The 21,468-nt window shown below is 39.2% G+C and carries 19 protein-coding genes and 1 rRNA gene; 9 read left to right on the forward strand and 11 right to left on the reverse strand.

All coding sequences use genetic code 11. The annotated features are described in order from the left end of the window. The first annotated feature begins 76 nt into the window (after positions 1 to 76). Positions 77 to 706 (forward strand): spore protease YyaC, encoded by a 630-nt coding sequence (yyaC, locus tag BIV60_RS13460; RefSeq protein WP_071356250.1) that lies wholly within the window; start codon positions 77 to 79, stop codon positions 704 to 706. Positions 707 to 726: 20 nt separating this feature from the next. On the opposite strand, the gene BIV60_RS13465 is transcribed toward yyaC, so the two are convergent. The 11 genes from BIV60_RS13465 to rpmH all read right to left on the reverse strand — a co-directional run bounded on the left by BIV60_RS13465 (position 727) and on the right by rpmH (position 11,102). Further along, complete coding sequence (locus BIV60_RS13465; protein ID WP_071356251.1) at positions 727 to 1,440, reverse strand: DUF554 domain-containing protein; 714 nt, start codon at positions 1,438 to 1,440, stop codon at positions 727 to 729. A gap of 172 nt (positions 1,441 to 1,612) precedes the next feature. Next, positions 1,613 to 2,467, reverse strand: coding sequence for a ParB/RepB/Spo0J family partition protein (locus tag BIV60_RS13470; RefSeq protein ID WP_071356252.1), 855 nt, complete (start codon positions 2,465 to 2,467; stop codon positions 1,613 to 1,615). After that, positions 2,460 to 3,221 (reverse strand): ParA family protein, encoded by a 762-nt coding sequence (locus BIV60_RS13475; RefSeq protein WP_071356253.1) that lies wholly within the window; start codon positions 3,219 to 3,221, stop codon positions 2,460 to 2,462. Before BIV60_RS13475 ends, BIV60_RS13470 begins: the two co-directional genes overlap by 8 nt. Positions 3,222 to 3,458: 237 nt before the next feature. Further along, positions 3,459 to 4,346 (reverse strand): nucleoid occlusion protein, encoded by an 888-nt coding sequence (noc, locus tag BIV60_RS13480; protein ID WP_071356254.1) that lies wholly within the window; start codon positions 4,344 to 4,346, stop codon positions 3,459 to 3,461. A gap of 93 nt (positions 4,347 to 4,439) precedes the next feature. Further along, positions 4,440 to 5,156 (reverse strand): 16S rRNA (guanine(527)-N(7))-methyltransferase RsmG, encoded by a 717-nt coding sequence (gene rsmG / locus BIV60_RS13485; RefSeq protein ID WP_071356255.1) that lies wholly within the window; start codon positions 5,154 to 5,156, stop codon positions 4,440 to 4,442. A 20-nt stretch (positions 5,157 to 5,176) separates the two neighbouring features. Beyond that, positions 5,177 to 7,066, reverse strand: coding sequence for a tRNA uridine-5-carboxymethylaminomethyl(34) synthesis enzyme MnmG (gene mnmG / locus BIV60_RS13490; protein WP_071356256.1), 1,890 nt, complete (start codon positions 7,064 to 7,066; stop codon positions 5,177 to 5,179). A gap of 103 nt (positions 7,067 to 7,169) precedes the next feature. Next, the gene (gene mnmE, locus BIV60_RS13495; RefSeq protein ID WP_071356257.1) at positions 7,170 to 8,555 is read right to left on the reverse strand and encodes a tRNA uridine-5-carboxymethylaminomethyl(34) synthesis GTPase MnmE; all 1,386 of its coding nucleotides are present in this window, start codon (positions 8,553 to 8,555) and stop codon (positions 7,170 to 7,172) included. Positions 8,556 to 8,864: 309 nt separating this feature from the next. Next, positions 8,865 to 9,485, reverse strand: coding sequence for an RNA-binding cell elongation regulator Jag/EloR (gene jag / locus BIV60_RS13500; protein WP_071356258.1), 621 nt, complete (start codon positions 9,483 to 9,485; stop codon positions 8,865 to 8,867). Beyond that, a complete protein-coding gene (gene spoIIIJ, locus BIV60_RS13505) occupies positions 9,482 to 10,258 on the reverse strand; it encodes a YidC family membrane integrase SpoIIIJ (RefSeq protein ID WP_071356259.1) in 777 nt (258 codons plus the stop codon). Before spoIIIJ ends, jag begins: the two co-directional genes overlap by 4 nt. A 122-nt stretch (positions 10,259 to 10,380) precedes the next feature. Then, a complete protein-coding gene (gene rnpA, locus BIV60_RS13510) occupies positions 10,381 to 10,734 on the reverse strand; it encodes a ribonuclease P protein component (protein WP_071356260.1) in 354 nt (117 codons plus the stop codon). Positions 10,735 to 10,967: 233 nt separating this feature from the next. Further along, complete coding sequence (gene rpmH / locus BIV60_RS13515) at positions 10,968 to 11,102, reverse strand: 50S ribosomal protein L34 (RefSeq protein ID WP_063255153.1); 135 nt, start codon at positions 11,100 to 11,102, stop codon at positions 10,968 to 10,970. 650 nt (positions 11,103 to 11,752) lie between these two features. Here rpmH and dnaA point away from each other — a divergent pair. The 8 genes from dnaA to BIV60_RS13555 form a co-directional block, all read left to right on the forward strand. Next, positions 11,753 to 13,099 (forward strand): chromosomal replication initiator protein DnaA, encoded by a 1,347-nt coding sequence (dnaA, locus tag BIV60_RS13520; RefSeq protein WP_071356261.1) that lies wholly within the window; start codon positions 11,753 to 11,755, stop codon positions 13,097 to 13,099. Between the two features lie 194 nt (positions 13,100 to 13,293). Then, entirely contained in the window at positions 13,294 to 14,430 is a 1,137-nt protein-coding gene (gene dnaN, locus BIV60_RS13525) for a DNA polymerase III subunit beta (RefSeq protein ID WP_071356262.1), read from the forward strand. Positions 14,431 to 14,603: 173 nt separating this feature from the next. Next, a complete protein-coding gene (yaaA, locus tag BIV60_RS13530; RefSeq protein ID WP_071356263.1) occupies positions 14,604 to 14,822 on the forward strand; it encodes a S4 domain-containing protein YaaA in 219 nt (72 codons plus the stop codon). Positions 14,823 to 14,839: 17 nt separating this feature from the next. Beyond that, complete coding sequence (gene recF, locus BIV60_RS13535) at positions 14,840 to 15,964, forward strand: DNA replication/repair protein RecF (RefSeq protein WP_071356264.1); 1,125 nt, start codon at positions 14,840 to 14,842, stop codon at positions 15,962 to 15,964. A gap of 185 nt (positions 15,965 to 16,149) precedes the next feature. Further along, entirely contained in the window at positions 16,150 to 16,398 is a 249-nt protein-coding gene (remB, locus tag BIV60_RS13540) for an extracellular matrix regulator RemB (protein ID WP_071356265.1), read from the forward strand. 73 nt (positions 16,399 to 16,471) lie between these two features. Next, positions 16,472 to 18,394 (forward strand): DNA topoisomerase (ATP-hydrolyzing) subunit B, encoded by a 1,923-nt coding sequence (gene gyrB / locus BIV60_RS13545; RefSeq protein ID WP_071356266.1) that lies wholly within the window; start codon positions 16,472 to 16,474, stop codon positions 18,392 to 18,394. Positions 18,395 to 18,574: 180 nt separating this feature from the next. Further along, positions 18,575 to 21,112 carry a DNA gyrase subunit A gene (gyrA, locus tag BIV60_RS13550; RefSeq protein ID WP_071356267.1) on the forward strand — a complete coding sequence of 846 codons (2,538 nt, stop codon included), beginning with the start codon at positions 18,575 to 18,577 and terminating at the stop codon, positions 21,110 to 21,112. A 295-nt stretch (positions 21,113 to 21,407) separates the two neighbouring features. After that, positions 21,408 to 21,468, forward strand: a 16S ribosomal RNA gene (locus tag BIV60_RS13555); the annotation flags it as partial.

A 21,468-nucleotide genomic window follows, 5' to 3' on the forward strand; every position in this document is an offset into this window, starting at 1 on the left:
TTCTTCTATGTATAGAATTTCCAAAAAATCCGTATACTAATTAAAAATAGGGTCTTTAAATTTTGGAGGGGAACGGATGAATTTCAAAGCAGGTTTTTTTGATCGAAAAGCTAAAACGCGTATAAGCTATGATGATTTCCAAGCAGCGGAAAACCTTGCTGAGGATTTACTTTCTAGGATTCCCGATTCATCTGAGCAGCCGATTGTGTTTGTTTGCATTGGGACGGACCGTTCCACTGGGGATTCATTAGGCCCGCTAGTCGGAAGTCTGTTAGAGGAAAAGAACCTCCAATCTTTTCATGTGTACGGCACATTAGATGAACCCATTCATGCGGTAAACCTTAAGGAAAAATTAATGGAAATTCAAAATAAGCATGACAATCCATTTATGATTGGTATTGATGCCTGCCTTGGCCGAGTAAAAAATGTGGGTGTGATTCAGCTGGGGGATGGGCCTGTGAAACCGGGAGCTGGTGTGAATAAAGACCTTCCTGCAGTAGGAGAGCTACATATTACTGGAATTGTCAATGTAAGCGGATTTATGGAGTTTTTCGTTTTACAAAACACGCGCTTAAATCTCGTCATGAAGATGGCAAAGACAATTGCGGGTGGGATCTATCAAGCCAGTCTTACGTACCCAAAGGATAGCTGGACAGAGAATAACTGGAAATGGCAAGAAGAACAAACAAAAGCAATCGGAGACTAGCCGATTGCTTTTTTAATATCCTAGAAATTGTGATGGTAATAATATAATACAGTGACAATAATCCCAGTAACGACAATACCAGGCAGAAGGTTAGCGACTTTGATTTTGATTATTCCGGTAAGGTTTAAACCAATAGCAAAAATCATTACTCCACCTGTCGCTGTCATTTCCACAATAAATTGATCCATCAAAGCTTGAGGCACAAAGCGGTCAATTTGCGTAGCAAACAAGGCAATCAGCCCTTCATAAAGCAAGACAGGAATAGCCGAAAATATTACACCGATTCCTAGTGTCGTTGTTAAAATCAATGCAGTAAAACCATCAATAATCGATTTCGTGTACAACACATCGTGGTCACCGCGGATTCCACTATTAAGTGCACCGATAATGGCCATTGCGCCAATTACAAAGATTAAGGTCGCTGTAACAAACCCCTCGGAAATACTTCCTTTCCCATTAGAGCCCACTTTGCTTTCAAGCCAGTGTCCCAAATCGTTAAGCTTCTCTTCCAATTTTAAAAGTTCTCCTATTACGGCACCGATTACAAGACTTAAAATCACAATTAAGAAATTTCCACTTTTTAATCCCATTTGCAGCCCAAGCACCATTACAGATAATCCGATTGCATACATAACAGTCGTCTTCATACTTTCCGGAATCCGATTTAATAGTTTGCCTAGCAGACTTCCGACAATTATCAATGCCCCATTTACAAGCGTTCCTAATAAAAACATATTGATTCTCCTATTATTATTCGTCTCTCGAATTATTTAATAGTATTAAACTATCATATTTGATTTTGAAATGGAAGATTTTTCGAAAACCCTTATAAACAATATATTGAATATTATTTAAGATAAAGATCTATATATTGTGTTGATAAAAAATAAACCATCCTATGATGGTTTAAATCGAAGATTCCTGGTCTAGCATTTCTAGGATTCGTTCCAAATCCTCTTGAGAGAAGAATTCAATTTCAATTTTCCCTTTATTTTTTGAATTCTTGATATTAACAGTGGTTCCAAACCGCTCACGGAGAGCGTGCTCACGCTCCTGTAGAAAAACATCTTTTTTCGCTTCCGGCTTTTTTGTTTCACGTGAAACATTATCATTTAGCTGCTGAATTAGCTTTTCAAGCTGCCGAACGTTTAAACCTTCATTGATCACTTTTTCAACCAAAATCGGCAGTTTTGCTTTTTGACGCAGTCCCAACAATGCACGTCCATGCCCCATGGAAATTTTTCCGCTTGAAATCAACTCTTGAATTTTTGCGGGAAGGGAGAGAAGGCGGACATGATTCGCCACATGCGGACGGCTTTTTCCTAATCGTTTCGCTACCTCTTCTTGTGTCAGCTTTAATTTTTCCATCAAGGTTTGATAAGCAATCGCCTCTTCAATTGGATTCAAATCTTCCCTTTGCAGGTTTTCAATGACTGCCAGTTCCATCATTTGCTGCTCTGACAATTCACGGACCACAGCAGGAACCGTTTGAAACTTTGCTTCCCTTGCTGCGCGGAAACGTCTTTCTCCCACGACAATTTCATAGCCTTTAATACTTTTTCTGACTACAAGGGGCTGGAGGATGCCATGTTCCAATATGGATTCCTTTAATTCATCGATTGCTTCTTGTTGGAAGGTTTTCCTTGGTTGATACGGATTGGGGCGCAATTCCTTCAGCTTTATCTCTTGAACAGTTTCGTCCTTATTAACCTCCATATTAGAAAAAATTGCATCGAGGCCTTTTCCTAATCCTTTAGCCATGAGAGACCACTTCCTTTGCCAAATCTAAATATACTTCGGCTCCACGGGATTTAGCGTCATACGTGATAATGGGTTCACCGTGGCTCGGCGCTTCACTTAGACGTACATTTCTTGGAATAATGGTTTTATATACTTTGTCTTGAAAATACTTCTTCACTTCATCAATTACTTGAATTCCCAAATTTGTACGGGCATCCAGCATCGTTAACAAAACACCTTCGATTTTTAAATCCTGATTTAAATGTTTTTGCACCAACCGGACTGTATTCAAAAGCTGGCTTAGGCCTTCCAATGCATAATACTCACACTGCACCGGAATTAATACCGCGTCAGATGCTGTTAATGCATTAATGGTCAATAATCCGAGGGATGGAGGGCAATCAATAATGATATAATCAAATTGATCCTTTACTTCATTAAGCGCACGTTTTAACCGTACTTCCCGCGAAATGGTCGGAACTAACTCAATTTCAGCACCCGCGAGCTGAATGGTAGCAGGAACAGCATATAAATTTTCAACAGACGATGGTTTTATAACATTCTTTACTTCCACGTCGTCAACTAAAACATCGTATATGCACTGTTCTACTTCTGCCTTTTCAATTCCGATACCGCTAGTTGCATTTCCTTGCGGATCAATATCTACCAACAGTACCCTTTTCCCTATGTATGCTAAGCAGGCGCCTAGGTTGACAGAGGTAGTCGTTTTGCCGACTCCGCCTTTTTGATTCGCGATTGCAATAACTTTGCCCACGATGTCACCTACCCTTTTTCCTAAATTCTTACTTATATTCTATCAAATAATCATCTATTAAACTGTTAATTTGTCATTTTCAAAAAGCAAATGACCATGGTAACTATTTTATCACGAAATAGATTCGTTTTTGTTTTTTTTCAAAAAATATTAATAGAAGTGTTTATTTCAACAAATGCCAGTATCATCCAAAAAAAGGACCAAACAATTAATTGTTTGGTCCTTTTTCTGATTATTCTATTTTTTCTTCGGAATCCGGATAGTGAATTGATAAAATTCATCAAATTCTTCTTCTTCCGCATTAAGGTCTATTCCACTATCGGAAACCATCGACAAAGATTGCCTAATTGTATTTACTGCAATGCGCATATCCTTACTGAAAGCTTTCCTTTTTGGTTTAGGTTTTTGATTTTTTTGTTCAAGCAGTTTTACGACCCGATCCTCGGTTTGCTTTACATTTAGATTTTTCTCCATTACTTCCTGTAAAAGCAAAATCTGTTTCTCTGGATCCTTCAAAGGTATCAGCGCGCGGGCATGGCGCTCCGTGATCACTTTATTCAATAATGCCTCTTGAATCTCCTGCGGCAATTTAAGCAGGCGAAGCTTGTTCGCTACTGTCGATTGCCCTTTCCCAAGACGCTGGGCTAAAGCCTCCTGGGTTAAATTATGAAGCTCAAGCAGCTTTCCATATGCAATTGCTTCTTCAATTGGTGACAATTCTTCCCGCTGCAGGTTCTCAATTAAGGCAACTGATGCTGTTTCGGTATCCGACATATTTTTTACAATTGCCGGAACCTCATCCCAGCCCAGCTTTTTCATGGCCCTCCAACGCCGCTCGCCAGCAATGATTTCGTAACGATCCTTGTCAAATTGTCTTACAACAATTGGCTGGATGATTCCATGAATATGAATGGTCCGTGACAATTCTTCAATTTTTTCATCATCAAAAACCGTCCGCGGCTGGAAACGATTTGGAAAGATATTGTCAATTGGAATCTTCTTTATTTCTTCGTTTCTTTCAATTTCGAGTTCTTTCTCAAGTTCTTTCTCAAGTTCTTTCTCAAGTTCTGGGTCCTGTTCTCCTTTTTCGCCAAGACCAAAAAAGCGTGTAAATGAATGCCTCATTCCCAACACCACCTTTACGAAACTCCCTAATACTTATTCTCTATTCAAATTATATCTTCCTGCCAGTCAAAGGCATTTTTCAAAATTGATTGTTTACTCAATCGGCATTTTACCAGGCGTACCTGGCTTGCGCGGATATTTCTTTAGCGTTTGTTTCTCTTTCTTAATGACCAAAATATTTCGTTCACTTTCTTCCATTGGCAATGTAAATGTGAACACATTTTCCAATTTTCCACCGAGAGTGGTAATCGCCTTTTGGCCTGCTTCCAATTCTTCTTTGGCATGTGCAGCCTTCATGGCAATAAAATGTCCGCCTACCTTTACAAGAGGCAAGCAAAGCTCGCTAAGTACGGACATTCTGGCAACCGCTCTTGCTGTCACGACATCAAATGATTCCCGGTAATGTGGATTGACTCCGAATGTTTCTGCCCGATCGTGAATGAATTGGACATTTTCTAACTTTAACACATTTGCCAAATGGTTTAAAAAAGAAATACGCTTATTGAGTGAGTCAACAATTGTAACCTTGATTTGTGGAAAGACAATTTTTAAAGGAATGCTCGGGAATCCGGCACCCGCCCCGACATCACATAGATGAAAGGTTTTTGTAAAATCGTAATAAAAACCCGCCGTTATGGAATCGTAAAAATGTTTTAAATACACATCTTTTTTTTCCGTGATTGCTGTCAAATTCATTTTTTCGTTCCATTCCACAAGGGTTTCATAATAAATTTCAAATTGCTCCAATTGCCTTGAGGAAAGGGTAATTCCCTTTTCCCCCAGCATGGATTCAAATTGTTCAATATTCATCGATGCAATTCCTCACTAATTTATTCGTTTACAACTTTGGCAATCCTGCCTTGTTCTAAATAAACAAGCAGAATGGAAATATCAGCAGGGTTTACCCCGGAAATTCTTGAAGCCTGGGCAATCGACAACGGCTTAATTTTTTTGAGTTTCTGTCTTGCTTCCGTCGCTAAGCCGTTAATGGCATCATAATCAATGTTTTCAGGGATTTTCTTATTCTCCATTTTCTTTAAACGATCCACCTGCTGAAGTGATTTATCAATATAGCCTTCATACTTAATTTGAATTTCGACTTGCTCTTTGATTTCAGTATCCAAAGAAACATCGCTTGGAGCAAGCTGCTCAATATGTTCATAGGACATTTCCGGACGTTTTAACAGGTCGGATGCGCGAATGCCGTCTTTTAATTCACTGCCGCCAAGGCTTTTAATTAAATCCTGAACCTCTTTTGCAGGTTTGATAATGTTCGACCATAACCGTTTCTTTTCAAGTTCAATGGCTTCTTTTTTTGCCAAAAATTGCTGATAGCGCTCTTCACGAATCAAACCAATTTCATGGCCAACTTCCGTTAATCTTAAGTCCGCATTGTCATGGCGTAATAATAAACGGTATTCTGCCCTCGATGTAAGCAGGCGGTACGGTTCATTTGTTCCCTTTGTAATAAGGTCGTCAATCAATACACCGATATAAGCATCTGAACGGCTTAATACTACTTGCTCGTGGCCTAATGCATTGAGGCCGGCATTAATCCCCGCCATCAATCCTTGACCGGCTGCTTCTTCATACCCGGAAGTACCATTAATTTGACCAGCCGTGTAGAGATTTTTGACAATCTTTGTCTCCAGTGTCGGCCAAAGCTGTGTCGGTACGATGGCATCATATTCGATGGCATAACCGGAGCGCATCATTTGCACATTTTCAAGCCCCGGAATGGTTTTTAGAATTTGTTGTTGAACATCTTCCGGCAGACTGGTTGATAAACCTTGGACATATACTTCCTGCGTATTTCTACCTTCTGGCTCAAGGAAAATTTGGTGGCGCGGTTTGTCATTAAAGCGCACTACCTTATCCTCAATCGATGGACAATAACGTGGGCCGGTCCCTTTAATCATACCCGAATACATCGGTGAACGATGGAGGTTCTGGTCGATTAATAGATGTGTTTGTTCATTCGTATAGGTTAACCAGCATGGCAGCTGATCGGTAATGTATTTCGTTGTTTCATATGAAAAAGCCCTCGGTTGTTCGTCACCCGGCTGAATTTCCGTTTTGCTATAATCAATGGTGTGGCTGTTAACCCTTGGCGGTGTCCCAGTTTTAAAACGAACAAGTTCGAAGCCAAGCTCTTCAAGATGTTCTGATAACTTAACCGCCGGCTGCTGATTATTTGGGCCGCTCGAATATTTTAATTCCCCAAGAATGATTTCGCCTCGAAGGTAAGTACCAGTTGTAATCACTACTGTTTTGGCACGATAAGTTGCACCTGTTTTCGTAACGGCGCCAACCACTATACCGTCTTCGACAATTAAAAGCTCTACCATTCCCTGTAACAGAGTCAAATTAGGCTCGTTTTCCAGTGTGTTTTTCATCTCATGCTGATAGGCAAATTTGTCGGCCTGAGCCCGCAGTGCCCTTACGGCAGGACCTTTCCCTGTGTTCAGCATCCTCATTTGAATATAAGTTTTATCAATATTTTTGCCCATTTCCCCGCCAAGTGCATCGATTTCCCGTACGACGATTCCTTTTGCAGGGCCGCCAACAGAAGGATTACATGGCATAAAAGCAACCATATCAAGGTTAATCGTAATCATTAAAGTTTTTGCGCCAAGACGTGCGGCTGCAAGGCCGGCCTCACAGCCTGCATGACCCGCACCGATGACTATGACGTCATAACTTCCTGCTTCGTATTGCATTGTTGTTCCTCCAATTTCCGACTAACTCGGAATGTAAAAAATTTATCCCGCATTAACGGGCAGTAAGACCCCCACTGATTGAAGTTTCACTTTATTGCATCTATTATTTTCCTAAACAGAACTGTGAAAACAGCTGGTCAATTAAGCTTTCATGGACACTGTCGCCAATTACTTCCCCCAGCAGCTCCCAGACCCTGGTTAAATCAATTTGAACAATATCAATCGGAGTCCCAAATTCGACTCCGTCAATCGCTTCTTCAATTGAATTTAATGCTTGATTCAATAAAGCAATATGACGGCTGTTTGAAACATAGGTCATATCCCCGGCCTCTATTGTGCCAGCAAAAAATAACGAAGAAATGGCCTCTTCCAATTCATCGACCCCTCGGTCTTCTAGAAGCGATGTCGTCACCAGCTTATGTCCGCGAGCCAGCTCCTTAACCCGATCTAAATCAATTTTCTGCGGAAGGTCGGTTTTGTTGACAATCACAATGACATCCATTCCTTCAACAGCCTTAAAAAGATTTTCATCTTCCATTGTTAACTCATCGGAATAATTTAAAACGAGCAAGATCAAATCAGCCTCACGTAAAACCTGGCGGGAACGCTCAACACCAATCCGTTCCACAATATCTTCTGTTTCCCGGATTCCCGCTGTATCCAAAAGTCTTAGCGGCACACCTCTTACATTAACATATTCTTCAATTACATCACGGGTTGTCCCAGGAATATCCGTAACAATCGCTTTATTTTCGTGAACCAAACTATTTAATAACGAAGATTTTCCCACATTCGGGCGGCCGACAATAACTGTCGATAATCCTTCACGTAAAATTTTCCCCTGCTGAGAGGTTTGTAAAAGCTTTTTAATTTCTTCCCGTACAAAAGCCGCTTTTTCCTTCAGCATTTTATGAGTCATTTCCTCGACATCATCGTATTCTGGATAATCAATATTTACTTCAACATGAGCTAGGATTTCTAGAATTTCCTGACGCAATGTGCGAATCAGCCGAGATAGTCTTCCTTCCATCTGCCCTAATGCAACATTCATCGCCCGGTCTGTTTTTGCCCGTATTAAATCCATGACTGCCTCTGCCTGCGATAAATCGATACGTCCATTTAAAAAGGCCCGTTTCGTAAATTCACCAGGTTCGGCAAGCCGTGCTCCATTATTTAAAACTAATTGCAACACGCGGTTAACAGAAACAATCCCGCCATGGCAATTAATCTCTACAACATCCTCTTTTGTAAAGGTTTTTGGCCCTTTCATCAACGATACCATTACTTCTTCCACTACTTGTCCATTTTTAGGATCAATGAGATGGCCGTAATGAATCGTATGGGAAGCCATATCCAGCAGCCTTTTTTCGCTGATACTTTTAAACACCTTATCGGCAATCCTAAAAGCATCATCACCACTTAATCTTACAATCGCGATAGCCCCTTCACCCATCGGTGTCGAAATCGCCGCAATCGTGTCAAATTCCATTTTGGTTCACCTCTCTTACCTAAAAAATATTTATCGTAAAAAATGAATATTTAGCTCCAAATTATTAGAATATCACATCAGATTCCGTTAAAAAAGGAATCTGTATTATCCACAGTGGCAAGTATTTACCTTTTATTTTAACTTATCCACATGTGAATAACAATAAAACAAACATTCCCACAAACCTTTTTTAAAAAGCAGTTTTGAATGTGCCTGTCAATTTCCTCTATTAGGCATATCGTTTTCCGCGGGCGGAAAACAGAGTAAAAAAAGACACTCTATCAAGTTGATAGAGCGTCTTTTGACTTTTTATTTTGCCGGAACAATGACTATATATCGATGCGGTTCTGTCCCATCAGAAAATGTTTTTATCCGTTTATTTCCAGATAATGCAGTATGGATCACTTTCCGTTCATAAGATGGCATTGGCTCCAGGGCCACATCTTTACCAGTCTTAACTGCCTTTTGGGCAAGACGATGAGCTAATTGAATTAATGTCTCATTCCTGCGGTTCCGGTAATCTTCAGCATCCAAAATAACGGTTAAATATTGATTCGACGAGCGATTAATAACAAGCTGGGTCAAATATTGCAGTGAATTTAAAGTTTGTCCTCTTTTTCCAATCAATAATGCAATCTTTTCACCTGTTAAAATGAAATTCACCTGTTTTCCTTGACGTTTTACTTCAATTTCAACTGGCGCTCCCATTTGTTTGCTGACATTCTTTAGAAAATTTTTAGCTTCCTCAATTGGATCAATGACTAAGGTTACTTTTACCACCGCCGGTCGTGAGCCAAAAATGCCAAAGAGCCCCTTTTTCCCCTCATCAATAATGTCGATTTCTGCGCGGTCCTTTGTTGTTTGCAATTGAGCTAAAGCTGATTCTACTGCTTCTTCGACATTCTGTCCTGTAGCAGTTACCTGTTTCACTTCTTTGCTCCTCCCGCTTTGCCGGTGGCTTTTGCCTTTAATTCCGGCCCTTTAATAAAATAGGTTTGAACAATCATGAAAATATTCCCGACTACCCAATACAAAGAGAGTGCAGCTGGGAAATTAAAAGCAAAAATGACAATCATAATCGGCATCATCCAAACCATCATCGCCATTTGCGGATTTTGGTTTTCCGTACCGGCCATCATCATTTTTTGTTGAATAAACGTCGTAATCCCTGCTACAATCGGTAAAATATAGTAAGGATCTTTATGCCCTAAGTCAAACCATAGGAAACTATCCTGGGCAATTTCACTTGTTCTTGAAATTGCATGATAAAAACCAATTAGAACTGGCATTTGGATGATTAACGGAAAACATCCAGCCATCGGATTCACACCATTTTGTTGGAAAAGTGCCATCGTTTCTTGCTGTAATTTTTGCTGAGTTTTCTGATCTTTAGAGCTGTATTTTTTTCTAAGTTCCTGCAGCTGTGGCTGAAGTGCCTGCATGGCCTTTGAACTTCTCGTCTGCTTAATCATCAACGGCAAAATAACCAAACGAACCAGAATCGTAACGACAATAAGCGATAACCCGTAGCTTCCGCCGAGTAAATGTGCTACCTCTTTAATCAGCCAAGATAAAGGATAAACAATATATTGATTCCAAAATCCCGTACTTTCTGCTGTGATTGGCTGCTTAATCTGACTACATCCAGTTAAAAACAGGAACAAAGAAAGAATCCCCGATAAAAGTAATATTCTTCTTTTCAACCAAATTTCCCTCCTTATTCAAAATATAAATATCCCGCTTGTATGTATTTTTCTTATGAGTATTTTACCATTTTCTTGTATTAAATGTCTTTATTCCATAGTAAACAAAGAAATACTTTCCTTTATGTTCTTTTAGGACTCTTTAAAACCTTTCCTACCTTCAACACATGCGTTAAGCTTTTTTTTACCTCAAAAAAATCCATTTCCGCCGCAGGCTTTCTGGCAATAATGATATAATCATTCCCTGCATAAAGCTGATCCTTTAGCTCAAAGATTGCTTGCCGGATATAGCGTTTTATTTGGTTTCTCGTAACGGCATTGCCAAGCTTTTTGCTGACAGACAATCCAATGCGAAAAATTTCCTGCCCCTCTTTTTTTAATGAATAGACAACAAATTGGCGATTCGCAAAAGAATACCCCTTTTGGAAGATCTCTTGAAAGTCTTTATTTTTTTTGACCCTAAGTTCCTTTTTCATTAAAACACCTTCAGTCTGAATAGTCTCAGTACTCATATTGTCTAGCGCAAGCGTCTAGCCCCTCGAGGGAAAAATGAACTGCTTTTTTCCTAGGTTGCTTCGGTCCTATCGATGAAGTCAAAGAACGACTTAACCGCCAGGACCAAAAGCCTTTTCGGGGCTGATCAAGGCGCTTCCGCTTTTCATTTTTCCCCTTTTAATTAGAAAAAAGACCACTGAGACGTTTCAGTGGTCTAAGCTGATAATACTTTTCTTCCTTTTTGACGACGGCGAGCAAGAACTTTACGTCCGTTTGCTGAGCTCATTCGACTGCGGAAACCGTGAACTTTACTATGCTTACGTTTATTTGGTTGATATGTTCTTTTCATTATATGACACCTCCCTGAGGAATAGCTATCAAGTTTAATGCCTTTGACAGTCTTACTTATTATAAAGAGGTCTACATATGATTGTCAACCACTCTCCTGCCATTGTTCCCAATTTCCATTATTTTTTAGTATGAATGATTTTGCTGCTTATTTGAAAACCTAAATTGGTAAGTTAATACTGCAATTCCCCGCCTGTGGATAATTAATCGACATATTTTTTACACATTTCACAAGTTATCGACAGCTTTTTCACAAAACCATTACTTGTGGACAATTTTTACCCACAATGTATCACTCTTGTGGATAAACTACGAAAAACCATTGCACCTCTTGTTATTATTTGATATTATATTTGTGTTTTCACTCTGAATAACTTTGTCTCAAAATATTATTATCCACAATTTGTGGATAACGTGTGGATAGGTTGTTCAAGTGTTCTGCAGAAAGTTGTCCACAAGAGGTGGATATTGTCGAAACTCCACTTTATTTCCTTATTATATATTTTTCCACAACCACTGTTTCGTATATTTATAAATTAATAGATTGTACAGCTTGTATAACTTGTTTTTTCACGAAACTTTTGGGAGCTCGGCAGTTTTTATCTAAAGTGAAGTTACACAATTTATTACATGAAAAAGGAGGGAAACTCGTTGGAAAATATTGCGGATCTTTGGAATGCGTCGCTTACCAATATAGAAAAAAAGATAAGTAAGCCCAGCTTTGATACATGGCTAAAGTCGACAAAGGCTCATTCCCTTCAAGGAAATCTGCTTGTTGTTACAGCACCAAATGAATTTGCACGTGATTGGCTGGAAGAGCGCTATTCCCAGTTAATCTCAGGTATTCTTTATGAAATTACCGGAGAAGAGCTATCTGTGAAATTTATTATTCCGCATAATCAAAATGAGGGAGAAATGGATGTACCAGCGCCTCCAAAAAAGGCAAAAAAGGAAGAAGATCAAATTGATTTTCCTCAAAACATATTAAATCCTAAGTATCTTTTTGATTCGTTCGTAATTGGTTCAGGAAACCGCTTTGCCCATGCAGCATCGCTCGCCGTAGCTGAAGCACCGGCAAAAGCCTATAATCCTTTATTTATATATGGCGGAGTAGGATTGGGTAAAACCCACCTAATGCATGCTATTGGCCATTATGTATTAGATCATAAGCCTTCAGCAAAAGTCGTTTATTTATCATCAGAAAAATTTACAAATGAATTTATTAACTCAATTCGTGACAATAAAGCGGAAAGTTTTCGCAATAAGTATCGAAATGTAGATGTCCTGTTAATTGACGATATTCAATTTTTAGCTGGAAAAGAATCAACCCAGGAAGAATTTTTCCATACCTTTAATGCTCTTCACGAAGAAAGTAAACAAATTATTATCTCAAGTGACCGTCCACCAAGGGAAATTCCTACATTGGAGGATCGGCTTCGCTCTCGTTTTGAGTGGGGATTAATTACTGATATTACACCACCAGACCTTGAAACAAGGATTGCCATTCTTCGTAAAAAAGCAAAAGCTGAAGGATTGGATATCCCGAATGAGGTCATGTTATATATTGCAAATCAAATCGATTCAAACATTCGGGAACTCGAAGGTGCACTGATTCGTGTTGTCGCCTATTCATCATTAATAAATAAAGATATCAATGCGGATCTAGCAGCTGAAGCATTGAAGGATATTATCCCTAGCTCTAAGCCAAAAGTTATTACGATTCTTGATATTCAAAGAGTGGTTGGTGAACAGTTTGGTGTAAAGCTGGAGGATTTTAAAGCTAAAAAACGGACAAAGTCTGTTGCATTTCCAAGACAAATTGCGATGTACTTATCCAGGGAATTAACAGATCATTCTCTGCCAAAAATCGGAGAAGAATTTGGCGGCAGAGACCACACTACCGTTATTCATGCCCACGAAAAAATTTCTAAAATGCTGCAAAGCGATGCACAATTGCAAAAACAGATGAAAGAATTAAATGAACTATTAAAGGTTTAAGGAAATTCGAATTATGTGAATAACTTTTACTGATTCATGCACAGTCTGTCCACATGTGGATAGGCTGTGTTTCCATTGAAAAATTGGAGTTATCCACATACTAACAGGCCCTACTAGTACTTCTACTATTTTTTTAAAAAATATTATTATATATAATCGCCATTAAAATATGCATAATCGGAGGAATTTCTAAAATGAGATTTATCATTCAACGGGACCGCCTCGTTCAAAGTGTCCAAGATGTAATGAAAGCTGTCACTTCAAGAACTACGATTCCAATTTTAACGGGAATTAAAATTACTGCAGCAGAAGAAGGAGTTACTTTAACAGGGAGTGATTCGGATGTTTCAATTGAATCATTTATTCCAAAAGAAGACGAAGGAAATGAAATTGTTGAAATCAAACAAACAGGCGCGATTGTTCTACAAGCTAAGTTTTTTAGTGAGATTGTCAAAAAGCTCCCTACAGATTCCGTTGAAATAGAAGTTCTTGGCTCACTGCAAACGGTTATTCGCTCAGGAAAATCTGAATTTAATCTTATTGGCCTAGATGCAGAAGAATATCCACATCTTCCGCAAATTGAAGAAAATAATAAATTCCATATTGCAACAGATCTTTTAAAAGCAATGATTCGCCAAACCGTTTTCGCCGTGTCCTCCTCAGAAACACGCCCCATCTTGACAGGTGTAAACTGGAAGATTGAAAATGGCGAATTAACCTGTATTGCAACAGATAGTCACCGCTTGGCATTAAGGAAAGTGAGAATCGAAACGGAAAACAATGAAATTTATAATGTTGTCATCCCGGGAAAAAGTTTGAATGAATTAAATAAGATTATTGATGATTCCAATGAATTAATTGATATTGTTATTACGGAAAACCAAATTTTATTTAAAGCGAAACATTTATTATTTTTCTCAAGGCTTTTAGAAGGAAATTATCCTGATACATCCCGATTGATTCCAAATGAAAGCAAAACAGATGTGACCGTTAATACAAAGGCTTTCCTTCATGCCATTGACCGTGCTTCCTTACTTGCGCGGGAAGGAAGAAATAATGTGGTTAAATTTGCAACAAACGAGGGAGGAATTATCGAAGTTTCTTCCAATACTCCTGAAATTGGTAAGGTAGTGGAGGAAATTCAAAGCCAATCCATTGAAGGAGAAGAATTAAAAATTTCCTTTAGTGCAAAATATATGATGGATGCCTTAAAAGCATTAGAAGGAACAGAAATTTGCATTAGCTTTACCGGGGCGATGCGTCCATTCCTGATTCGTCCACTGCATGACGAAACAACCTTGCAACTTATTTTACCGGTAAGAACTTACTAAAAGACGGAAGCGCCCCATGCCAGAATCGGGGGATTCTCAAAGACCGGATAAATTTTTTTAAAAAAATAGAGCTGCCAGAGTGATTGGCAGCTTTTTTTTAGATTTCTTTGTATCCAAGTGATTTTTTTAGTAAAATAAAGTATTGAGACCATTTTTGAAATGAGTGATGGATTATGCCTGACAAAATAGAAATAGACACAGAATTTATTACATTAGGTCAATTTCTTAAACTAGCGGATGTTATTCAAACCGGTGGAATGGCAAAATGGTTTTTAAGCGAGCACCAAATAATTATTAATGGGGAACAAGATCAAAGAAGAGGAAGAAAACTTCGTGCCGGTGACAAAGTTGATATTCCCGGTTTTGGAGATTTTCTTATTACGGAAAAATAGAAGGATGTTACATTTTTATGTACATTGAACAATTAGCCTTAAAAAATTATCGGAACTATGAAACATTATCGATTGACTTTGAAAATAAAGTGAATGTGATTTTAGGTGAAAACGCCCAGGGGAAAACCAATGTAATGGAGTCGATTTATGTTTTAGCTATGGCTAAATCCCACCGGACTTCAAACGACAAAGATCTTATTCGCTGGGACCAAGAGTATGCTAAAATAGAAGGTAGAATTCAAAAGCAACATAGTTCTTTACCACTGCAGCTCGTTATCTCTAAAAAAGGGAAAAAGGCAAAATGTAACCATATTGAACAACAAAAGTTGAGCCAATATGTTGGAAATCTAAATGTCGTGATGTTTGCGCCGGAGGATCTAAACCTAGTAAAGGGAAGTCCGCAAGTGAGAAGGCGTTTTATTGATATGGAAATTGGCCAGGTATCTCCGGTTTATTTACATGATATGAGCCAATATCAAAAAATACTGCAACAACGAAATCATTTTTTAAAAATGATGCAGATTAAAAAGCAGTCAGACCAAACGATGCTGGAAATATTAACAGAGCAGTTTATTGCAACAGCCGTAAAGATCATTCATAAGCGTTTTGAATTCCTTCAACTTCTTGAAAAATGGGCACAGCCGATTCATAGTGGAATCTCCAGAGGATTAGAATCGCTTAAAATTGAGTACAAACCATCGGTGGATGTATTAGAAGGCCAAGAATTGTCGAAAATGATAGCATCCTATGAAGAAAAGTTCAACAAAGTGAAATCAAGGGAGATTGAACGCGGAACAACCCTGTTTGGCCCCCATCGTGATGATTTATTATTTTTCGTTAATAATCGGGATGTACAAACATTTGGATCTCAGGGGCAGCAGCGGACAACAGCTCTTTCAGTTAAACTTGCCGAAATTGAATTAATTCATTCGCAAATTGGCGAGTTTCCCATTTTACTTCTTGATGATGTGTTATCAGAATTGGATGACTACCGTCAGTCCCATCTGCTCAATACCATTCAAGGAAGGGTTCAGACGTTTGTGACAACGACAAGTGTCGATGGAATCCACCATCAAACATTAAAAGACGCTTCGACATTTGAAGTAGAATCCGGTGTAATAAGAAAAACGGAAGCGCCTTGATAGACCCCCGACAAGGCTTTAGGTCCTGGCGGCGGTGAAGTCGTTCTTTGACTTCATCGACAGGACCGAAGCAACCTAGGAAAAAAGCAGTTCATTTTTTCCCTCGAGGGGCTAGGCGCTGGTCCATTCTCGAAGTCCAATGATATAAATTCTTATCAATCAAGAAAGTAGATTGAGGTGGAAGTGTGTATATTCATATTGGGGAAGATTTAAATATCAGGGCAAGGGATATTATTTCTATATTAGATAAAGAAAGTGCAAAGTCTTCTGAAATGGTGGGGGAATTCCTGCATCAGCATGAAGAAAAAGTCATTAACCTTTCAAAAAACCCCTATAAGTCAGTTGTGATTACCTCTGACAAAATTTATTTATCCCCCATTGCTTCCGGGACCTTAAAGAAACGTTCAAGTCAGAAGAACCAATCGGAATTATAAATATAATAAATAATCTTCTACTTTTGATATATAGATTGACTTTGGTAGAAAGTGCAGGTGAAAAGCTTTGACAATGGAACAAAAAACATTTCAAGAACCAGCATATGAAGCCGACCAGATACAAGTGTTAGAAGGGCTCGAAGCTGTACGAAAAAGACCGGGGATGTATATTGGGTCGACCAGCGGGAAAGGACTTCATCATCTCGTTTGGGAAATTGTAGATAACAGTATTGATGAGGCATTAGCTGGTTTTTGTGACGAAATAAATGTCATTATTGAAAAAGATAACAGCATTACGGTAAAGGATAATGGCCGGGGAATTCCTGTGGGAATCCAGGAGAAAATGGGACGACCTGCTGTTGAGGTTATTATGACCGTGCTTCACGCTGGAGGAAAATTCGGCGGCGGCGGGTACAAAGTTTCAGGAGGACTTCATGGTGTAGGTGCCTCTGTTGTAAATGCATTGTCCACAGAATTGGAAGTTTTTGTCCACCGAGACGGTCATATTCATTATCAAAAATATGAACGTGGTGTTCCGGTTGCCGATTTAAAAATTATCGGGGAAACTGATAAAACGGGTACAATTACACGTTTTAAACCGGATGGAGAAATTTTTACAGAAACATTGGAATACGATTTCGATACTCTTGCAACGAGGATTCGTGAGCTCGCTTTTCTTAACAGGGGTTTAAGAATAACCATTGAGGATAAACGTGTTGAGAATAAAAAGGCTGAATACCATTATGAAGGCGGTATTAAATCGTATGTTGAACATTTAAACCGAACAAAGGAAGTTATTTTTGAAGATCCAATTTATATCGAGGGTGAACGCGACGGAATTAGTATTGAAGTAGCCCTTCAATATAACGAGGGATATACAGAGAGTATTTACTCCTTTGCAAACAACATCCATACCTACGAAGGCGGAACACATGAGTCTGGCTTTAAAACAGCCTTAACTAGGGTTATAAATGATTACGCACGGAAAAATGGATTAATTAAAGAAGCGGATGCCAATCTTTCAGGTGAAGATGTTCGTGAAGGTCTAACTGCTATTGTTTCCATTAAGCATCCTGATCCGCAATTTGAAGGCCAAACCAAAACCAAACTTGGCAACTCTGAAGTGAGAACTATTACAGATGCGCTATTTGCAAATCATTTTGATAAGTTTCTTTTGGAAAATCCTATAGTAGCAAAGAAAATTGTTGAAAAAGGATTAATGGCAGCCAGAGCAAGACTCGCAGCCAAAAAAGCCCGGGAATTAACAAGACGTAAAAGTGCTTTGGAAGTATCCAGTTTACCTGGGAAATTAGCGGATTGTTCTTCAAAGGATCCGGCTGAAAGTGAATTATATATCGTTGAGGGAGACTCAGCGGGCGGTTCAGCGAAGCAAGGACGTGACCGCCATTTTCAAGCAATTTTACCGTTAAAAGGGAAAATCCTTAATGTTGAGAAAGCCCGCCTTGATAAGATTCTTTCGAACAATGAGGTTCGGGCGATGATCACCGCCATTGGGACAGGAATTGGTGAAGACTTTGATATTTCGAAAGCACGCTATCATAAGGTTGTCATTATGACCGATGCGGACGTGGATGGTGCACATATTCGAACACTTATCCTAACGTTCTTTTACCGGTATATGAGACAAATTTTAGAAGCTGGTTATGTCTTTATCGCCCAGCCGCCTCTTTATAAAGTTCAACAAGGTAAACGGGTTGAATATGCTTATAATGATAAAGAGCTTGAAAAAGTATTTGCTCAATTGCCGAGTACTCCAAAGCCGAATGTTCAGCGTTATAAAGGTTTAGGAGAGATGAATCCGGAACAATTATGGGAAACCACAATGGACCCGTCTAGTCGAAGTATGCTTCAAGTTAATCTTGAGGATGCGATTGAAGCAGATGAAACCTTTGAAATGCTTATGGGTGAAAAAGTAGAACCTCGCCGTAATTTTATCGAAGAAAATGCAAAATACGTAAAGAACTTAGATATTTAAAGATAATCTCCAGCGCCTCGAGGGGAGAGAGGCTGGAGTTAAACAATAAGGAAAAAACGGCATCAATGCCAGCTGTATTAAAAGGGTAGAGGGATGGCCACTATCCTCCTTTTTTCGTTTACCTGATTATAAGTGTAGACAGTAAAGACTTATTTCCACCCCGAATAGGAGGTACAAAAAATGTCTGAAACATCAAATCCTCAAATTAAAGAAATTAATATCAGCCAGGAGATGAGATCATCATTCCTTGACTATGCAATGAGTGTTATTGTTTCCCGTGCCCTGCCAGATGTCCGTGATGGGCTGAAACCGGTACATCGCCGTATTCTATATGCTATGCATGATCTTGGAATTCATGCGGACAAACCATATAAAAAATCGGCACGTATCGTTGGTGATGTAATCGGTAAATATCACCCGCACGGTGACTCGGCTGTTTATGAAACAATGGTTCGGATGGCGCAGGACTTTAACTATCGGTATATGCTCGTTGATGGCCACGGAAACTTTGGTTCCGTAGATGGCGATGCGGCGGCAGCAATGCGTTATACAGAATCAAGAATGTCCAAAATCTCAATGGAATTATTAAGGGATATTAACAAAGATACCATTGATTATCAGCCAAACTATGATGGGGAAGAAAAAGAACCGGTTGTTCTGCCGGCTAGATTCCCCAACCTATTAGTGAACGGGACAACAGGAATTGCCGTTGGTATGGCTACCAACATCCCCCCTCACCAGCTTGGCGAAATCATTGATGGGGTTTTAGCAATCAGCCATGACCCGGAAATAACAACTCAAGAATTGATGGAAATTATTCCTGGTCCGGATTTCCCAACCGGTGGAATTATTCTTGGACGGAGCGGAATTCGTAAAGCATACGAAACCGGCAGAGGGTCGATAACACTTCGGGCAAAGGTAGAAATTGAACAAAAGTCAAATGGTAAGGAAGTTATCATTGTAAATGAACTTCCATATCAAGTTAATAAAGCAAAGTTGATTGAAAAAATTGCTGAATTGGCCCGTGATAAAAAAATTGAGGGGATAACGGATCTAAGGGATGAATCCGACCGCAGAGGGATGCGCATCGTGATTGAGGTTCGTAAAGATGCGAACGCGAATGTCCTCCTAAATAATTTATACAAGCAAACGGCATTGCAAACAAGCTTTGGTATTAATACATTGGCTCTTGTTGATGGGCATCCGAAGGTATTGACACTTAAACAATGTTTAGTTCATTATTTGGACCACCAAAAGGTAGTCATTCGCCGCAGAACTGAATTCGAATTGCGAAAAGCGGAAGCACGTGCCCATATTTTAGAAGGATTGCGTATAGCCTTAGATAATTTGGATGCTGTCATTAACTTAATCCGCAGCTCGCAAACAACGGATATTGCCCGTGAAGGTTTAATGACTCAATTTAACCTTTCCGAAAAGCAAGCCCAAGCCATTCTAGATATGCGTTTGCAGCGTTTAACAGGTTTGGAAAGAGAAAAAATTGAAGAAGAATATCAAGGTTTAGTTAAGCTTATTGCAGAATTAAAAGCCATTTTAGCGGATGAAGAAAAGGTTCTGGAAATTATCCGTGAGGAATTACTAGAGATTAAAGAACGTTTTAATGATGCACGCCGTACAGAAATAGCTACTGGCGGTATTGAAAATATAGAGGATGAAGATTTAATCCCACAGGAAAATATTGTCATTACTTTAACGCATAATGGCTATATCAAACGCCTCCCTGTCTCGACCTATCGTGCTCAAAAACGGGGCGGCCGCGGTATTCAGGGAATGGGAACAAATGAAGATGATTTTGTAGAGCATCTCATCACTACTTCTACCCATGATACCATTCTCTTCTTTACGAACAAAGGGAAGGTTTATCGTTCAAAAGGGTATGAAATTCCGGAATACAGCCGTACAGCTAAAGGAATACCAATTATTAATCTTCTTGGCGTAGAAAAAGGAGAATGGGTAAATGCGATTATCCCTGTTGAGGAATTTGTCGATGATTGGTTCCTGTTCTTTACGACAAAAGAGGGAATCTCTAAACGATCACCATTATCATCGTTTGCTCATATCCGGAATAATGGTCTGATTGCATTAAATTTACGAGAGGACGATGAGCTGATTTCAGCTCGTTTAACCGATGGTAATAAGCACATTATTATTGGAACCCAAAAAGGGATGCTGATCCGTTTCCCAGAAACAGATGTTAGGTCAATGGGCAGAACAGCCACGGGTGTAAAAGGGATAACCATAGACGGCGATGATGAAGTTGTAGGCATGGAAGTATTAGAAGAAAATAACGATATCCTTATTGTTACTAAAAATGGTTATGGAAAACGTACCCCAGCAGCTGAATATCGTATTCAAGGCAGAGGCGGAAAAGGAATTAAGACATGCCATATTACCGAGAAAAATGGAGATCTTGTTTCGATGAGAGCGGTAACCGGAGAAGAAGATTTAATGCTGATTACCACTGGTGGTGTCTTAATCCGGATAGATGTTGGCGGTATTTCCACAATGGGAAGAAATACTATTGGTGTAAAACTAATTAGTATGAAAGAGAATGAAAATGAATTTGTTGCAACCGTAGCGAAGGTGGAAAAAGAGGAAGAATCTCAGGAAGAAGAAACTGATGGTGAAGCAGGAGAGAATCTTGAAGTAACTGGAGATTCCGACAACGAGATTCCGACAATCACAGATGATAAAGAATAATATTCGTGATGAAGAGGGACACTTTAGTTGTTCCTCTTTTTTTAAAAATTACCTTGATTCTTTGAGTGACACCTGATATAATAATTTAGGTCGGCATTATAACATTATCTTTTTAATAAAAAAGATAAAAAGATGTTGACGGTATAACGGTTAAATGTTATATTAATAAAGTCGCTTTTGAGCGATTAAGAGAAATTGATCTTTGAAAACTAAACAAACAAAAACGTCAACAAACAATAATTATTCATTTCATTTATTGAAGTGAAGCCAACGTAAAATTCGAGCTACATCAACTTTCTTGGAGAGTTTGATCCTGGCTCAGGACGAACGCTGGCGGCGTGCCTAATACATGCAAG

The sequence above is a fragment of the Bacillus sp. MUM 116 genome (genome assembly GCF_001866655.1).
GTDB lineage: Bacteria > Bacillota > Bacilli > Bacillales > Cytobacillaceae > Neobacillus.

Coding starts and splice junctions, on each gene's coding strand:
- BIV60_RS13470 (WP_071356252.1), bottom strand. CDS start 2,467: ATGGCTAAAGGATTAGGAAAAGGCCTCGATGCAATTTTTTCTAATATG.
- BIV60_RS13465 (WP_071356251.1), bottom strand. CDS start 1,440: ATGTTTTTATTAGGAACGCTTGTAAATGGGGCATTGATAATTGTCGGA.
- yaaA (WP_071356263.1), top strand. CDS start 14,604: ATGCCTGACAAAATAGAAATAGACACAGAATTTATTACATTAGGTCAA.
- gyrB (WP_071356266.1), top strand. CDS start 16,472: ATGGAACAAAAAACATTTCAAGAACCAGCATATGAAGCCGACCAGATA.
- mnmE (WP_071356257.1), bottom strand. CDS start 8,555: ATGGAATTTGACACGATTGCGGCGATTTCGACACCGATGGGTGAAGGG.
- rsmG (WP_071356255.1), bottom strand. CDS start 5,156: ATGAATATTGAACAATTTGAATCCATGCTGGGGGAAAAGGGAATTACC.
- mnmG (WP_071356256.1), bottom strand. CDS start 7,066: ATGCAATACGAAGCAGGAAGTTATGACGTCATAGTCATCGGTGCGGGT.
- noc (WP_071356254.1), bottom strand. CDS start 4,346: ATGAGGCATTCATTTACACGCTTTTTTGGTCTTGGCGAAAAAGGAGAA.
- gyrA (WP_071356267.1), top strand. CDS start 18,575: ATGTCTGAAACATCAAATCCTCAAATTAAAGAAATTAATATCAGCCAG.
- yyaC (WP_071356250.1), top strand. CDS start 77: ATGAATTTCAAAGCAGGTTTTTTTGATCGAAAAGCTAAAACGCGTATA.
- dnaN (WP_071356262.1), top strand. CDS start 13,294: ATGAGATTTATCATTCAACGGGACCGCCTCGTTCAAAGTGTCCAAGAT.
- rnpA (WP_071356260.1), bottom strand. CDS start 10,734: ATGAAAAAGGAACTTAGGGTCAAAAAAAATAAAGACTTTCAAGAGATC.
- rpmH (WP_063255153.1), bottom strand. CDS start 11,102: ATGAAAAGAACATATCAACCAAATAAACGTAAGCATAGTAAAGTTCAC.
- recF (WP_071356264.1), top strand. CDS start 14,840: ATGTACATTGAACAATTAGCCTTAAAAAATTATCGGAACTATGAAACA.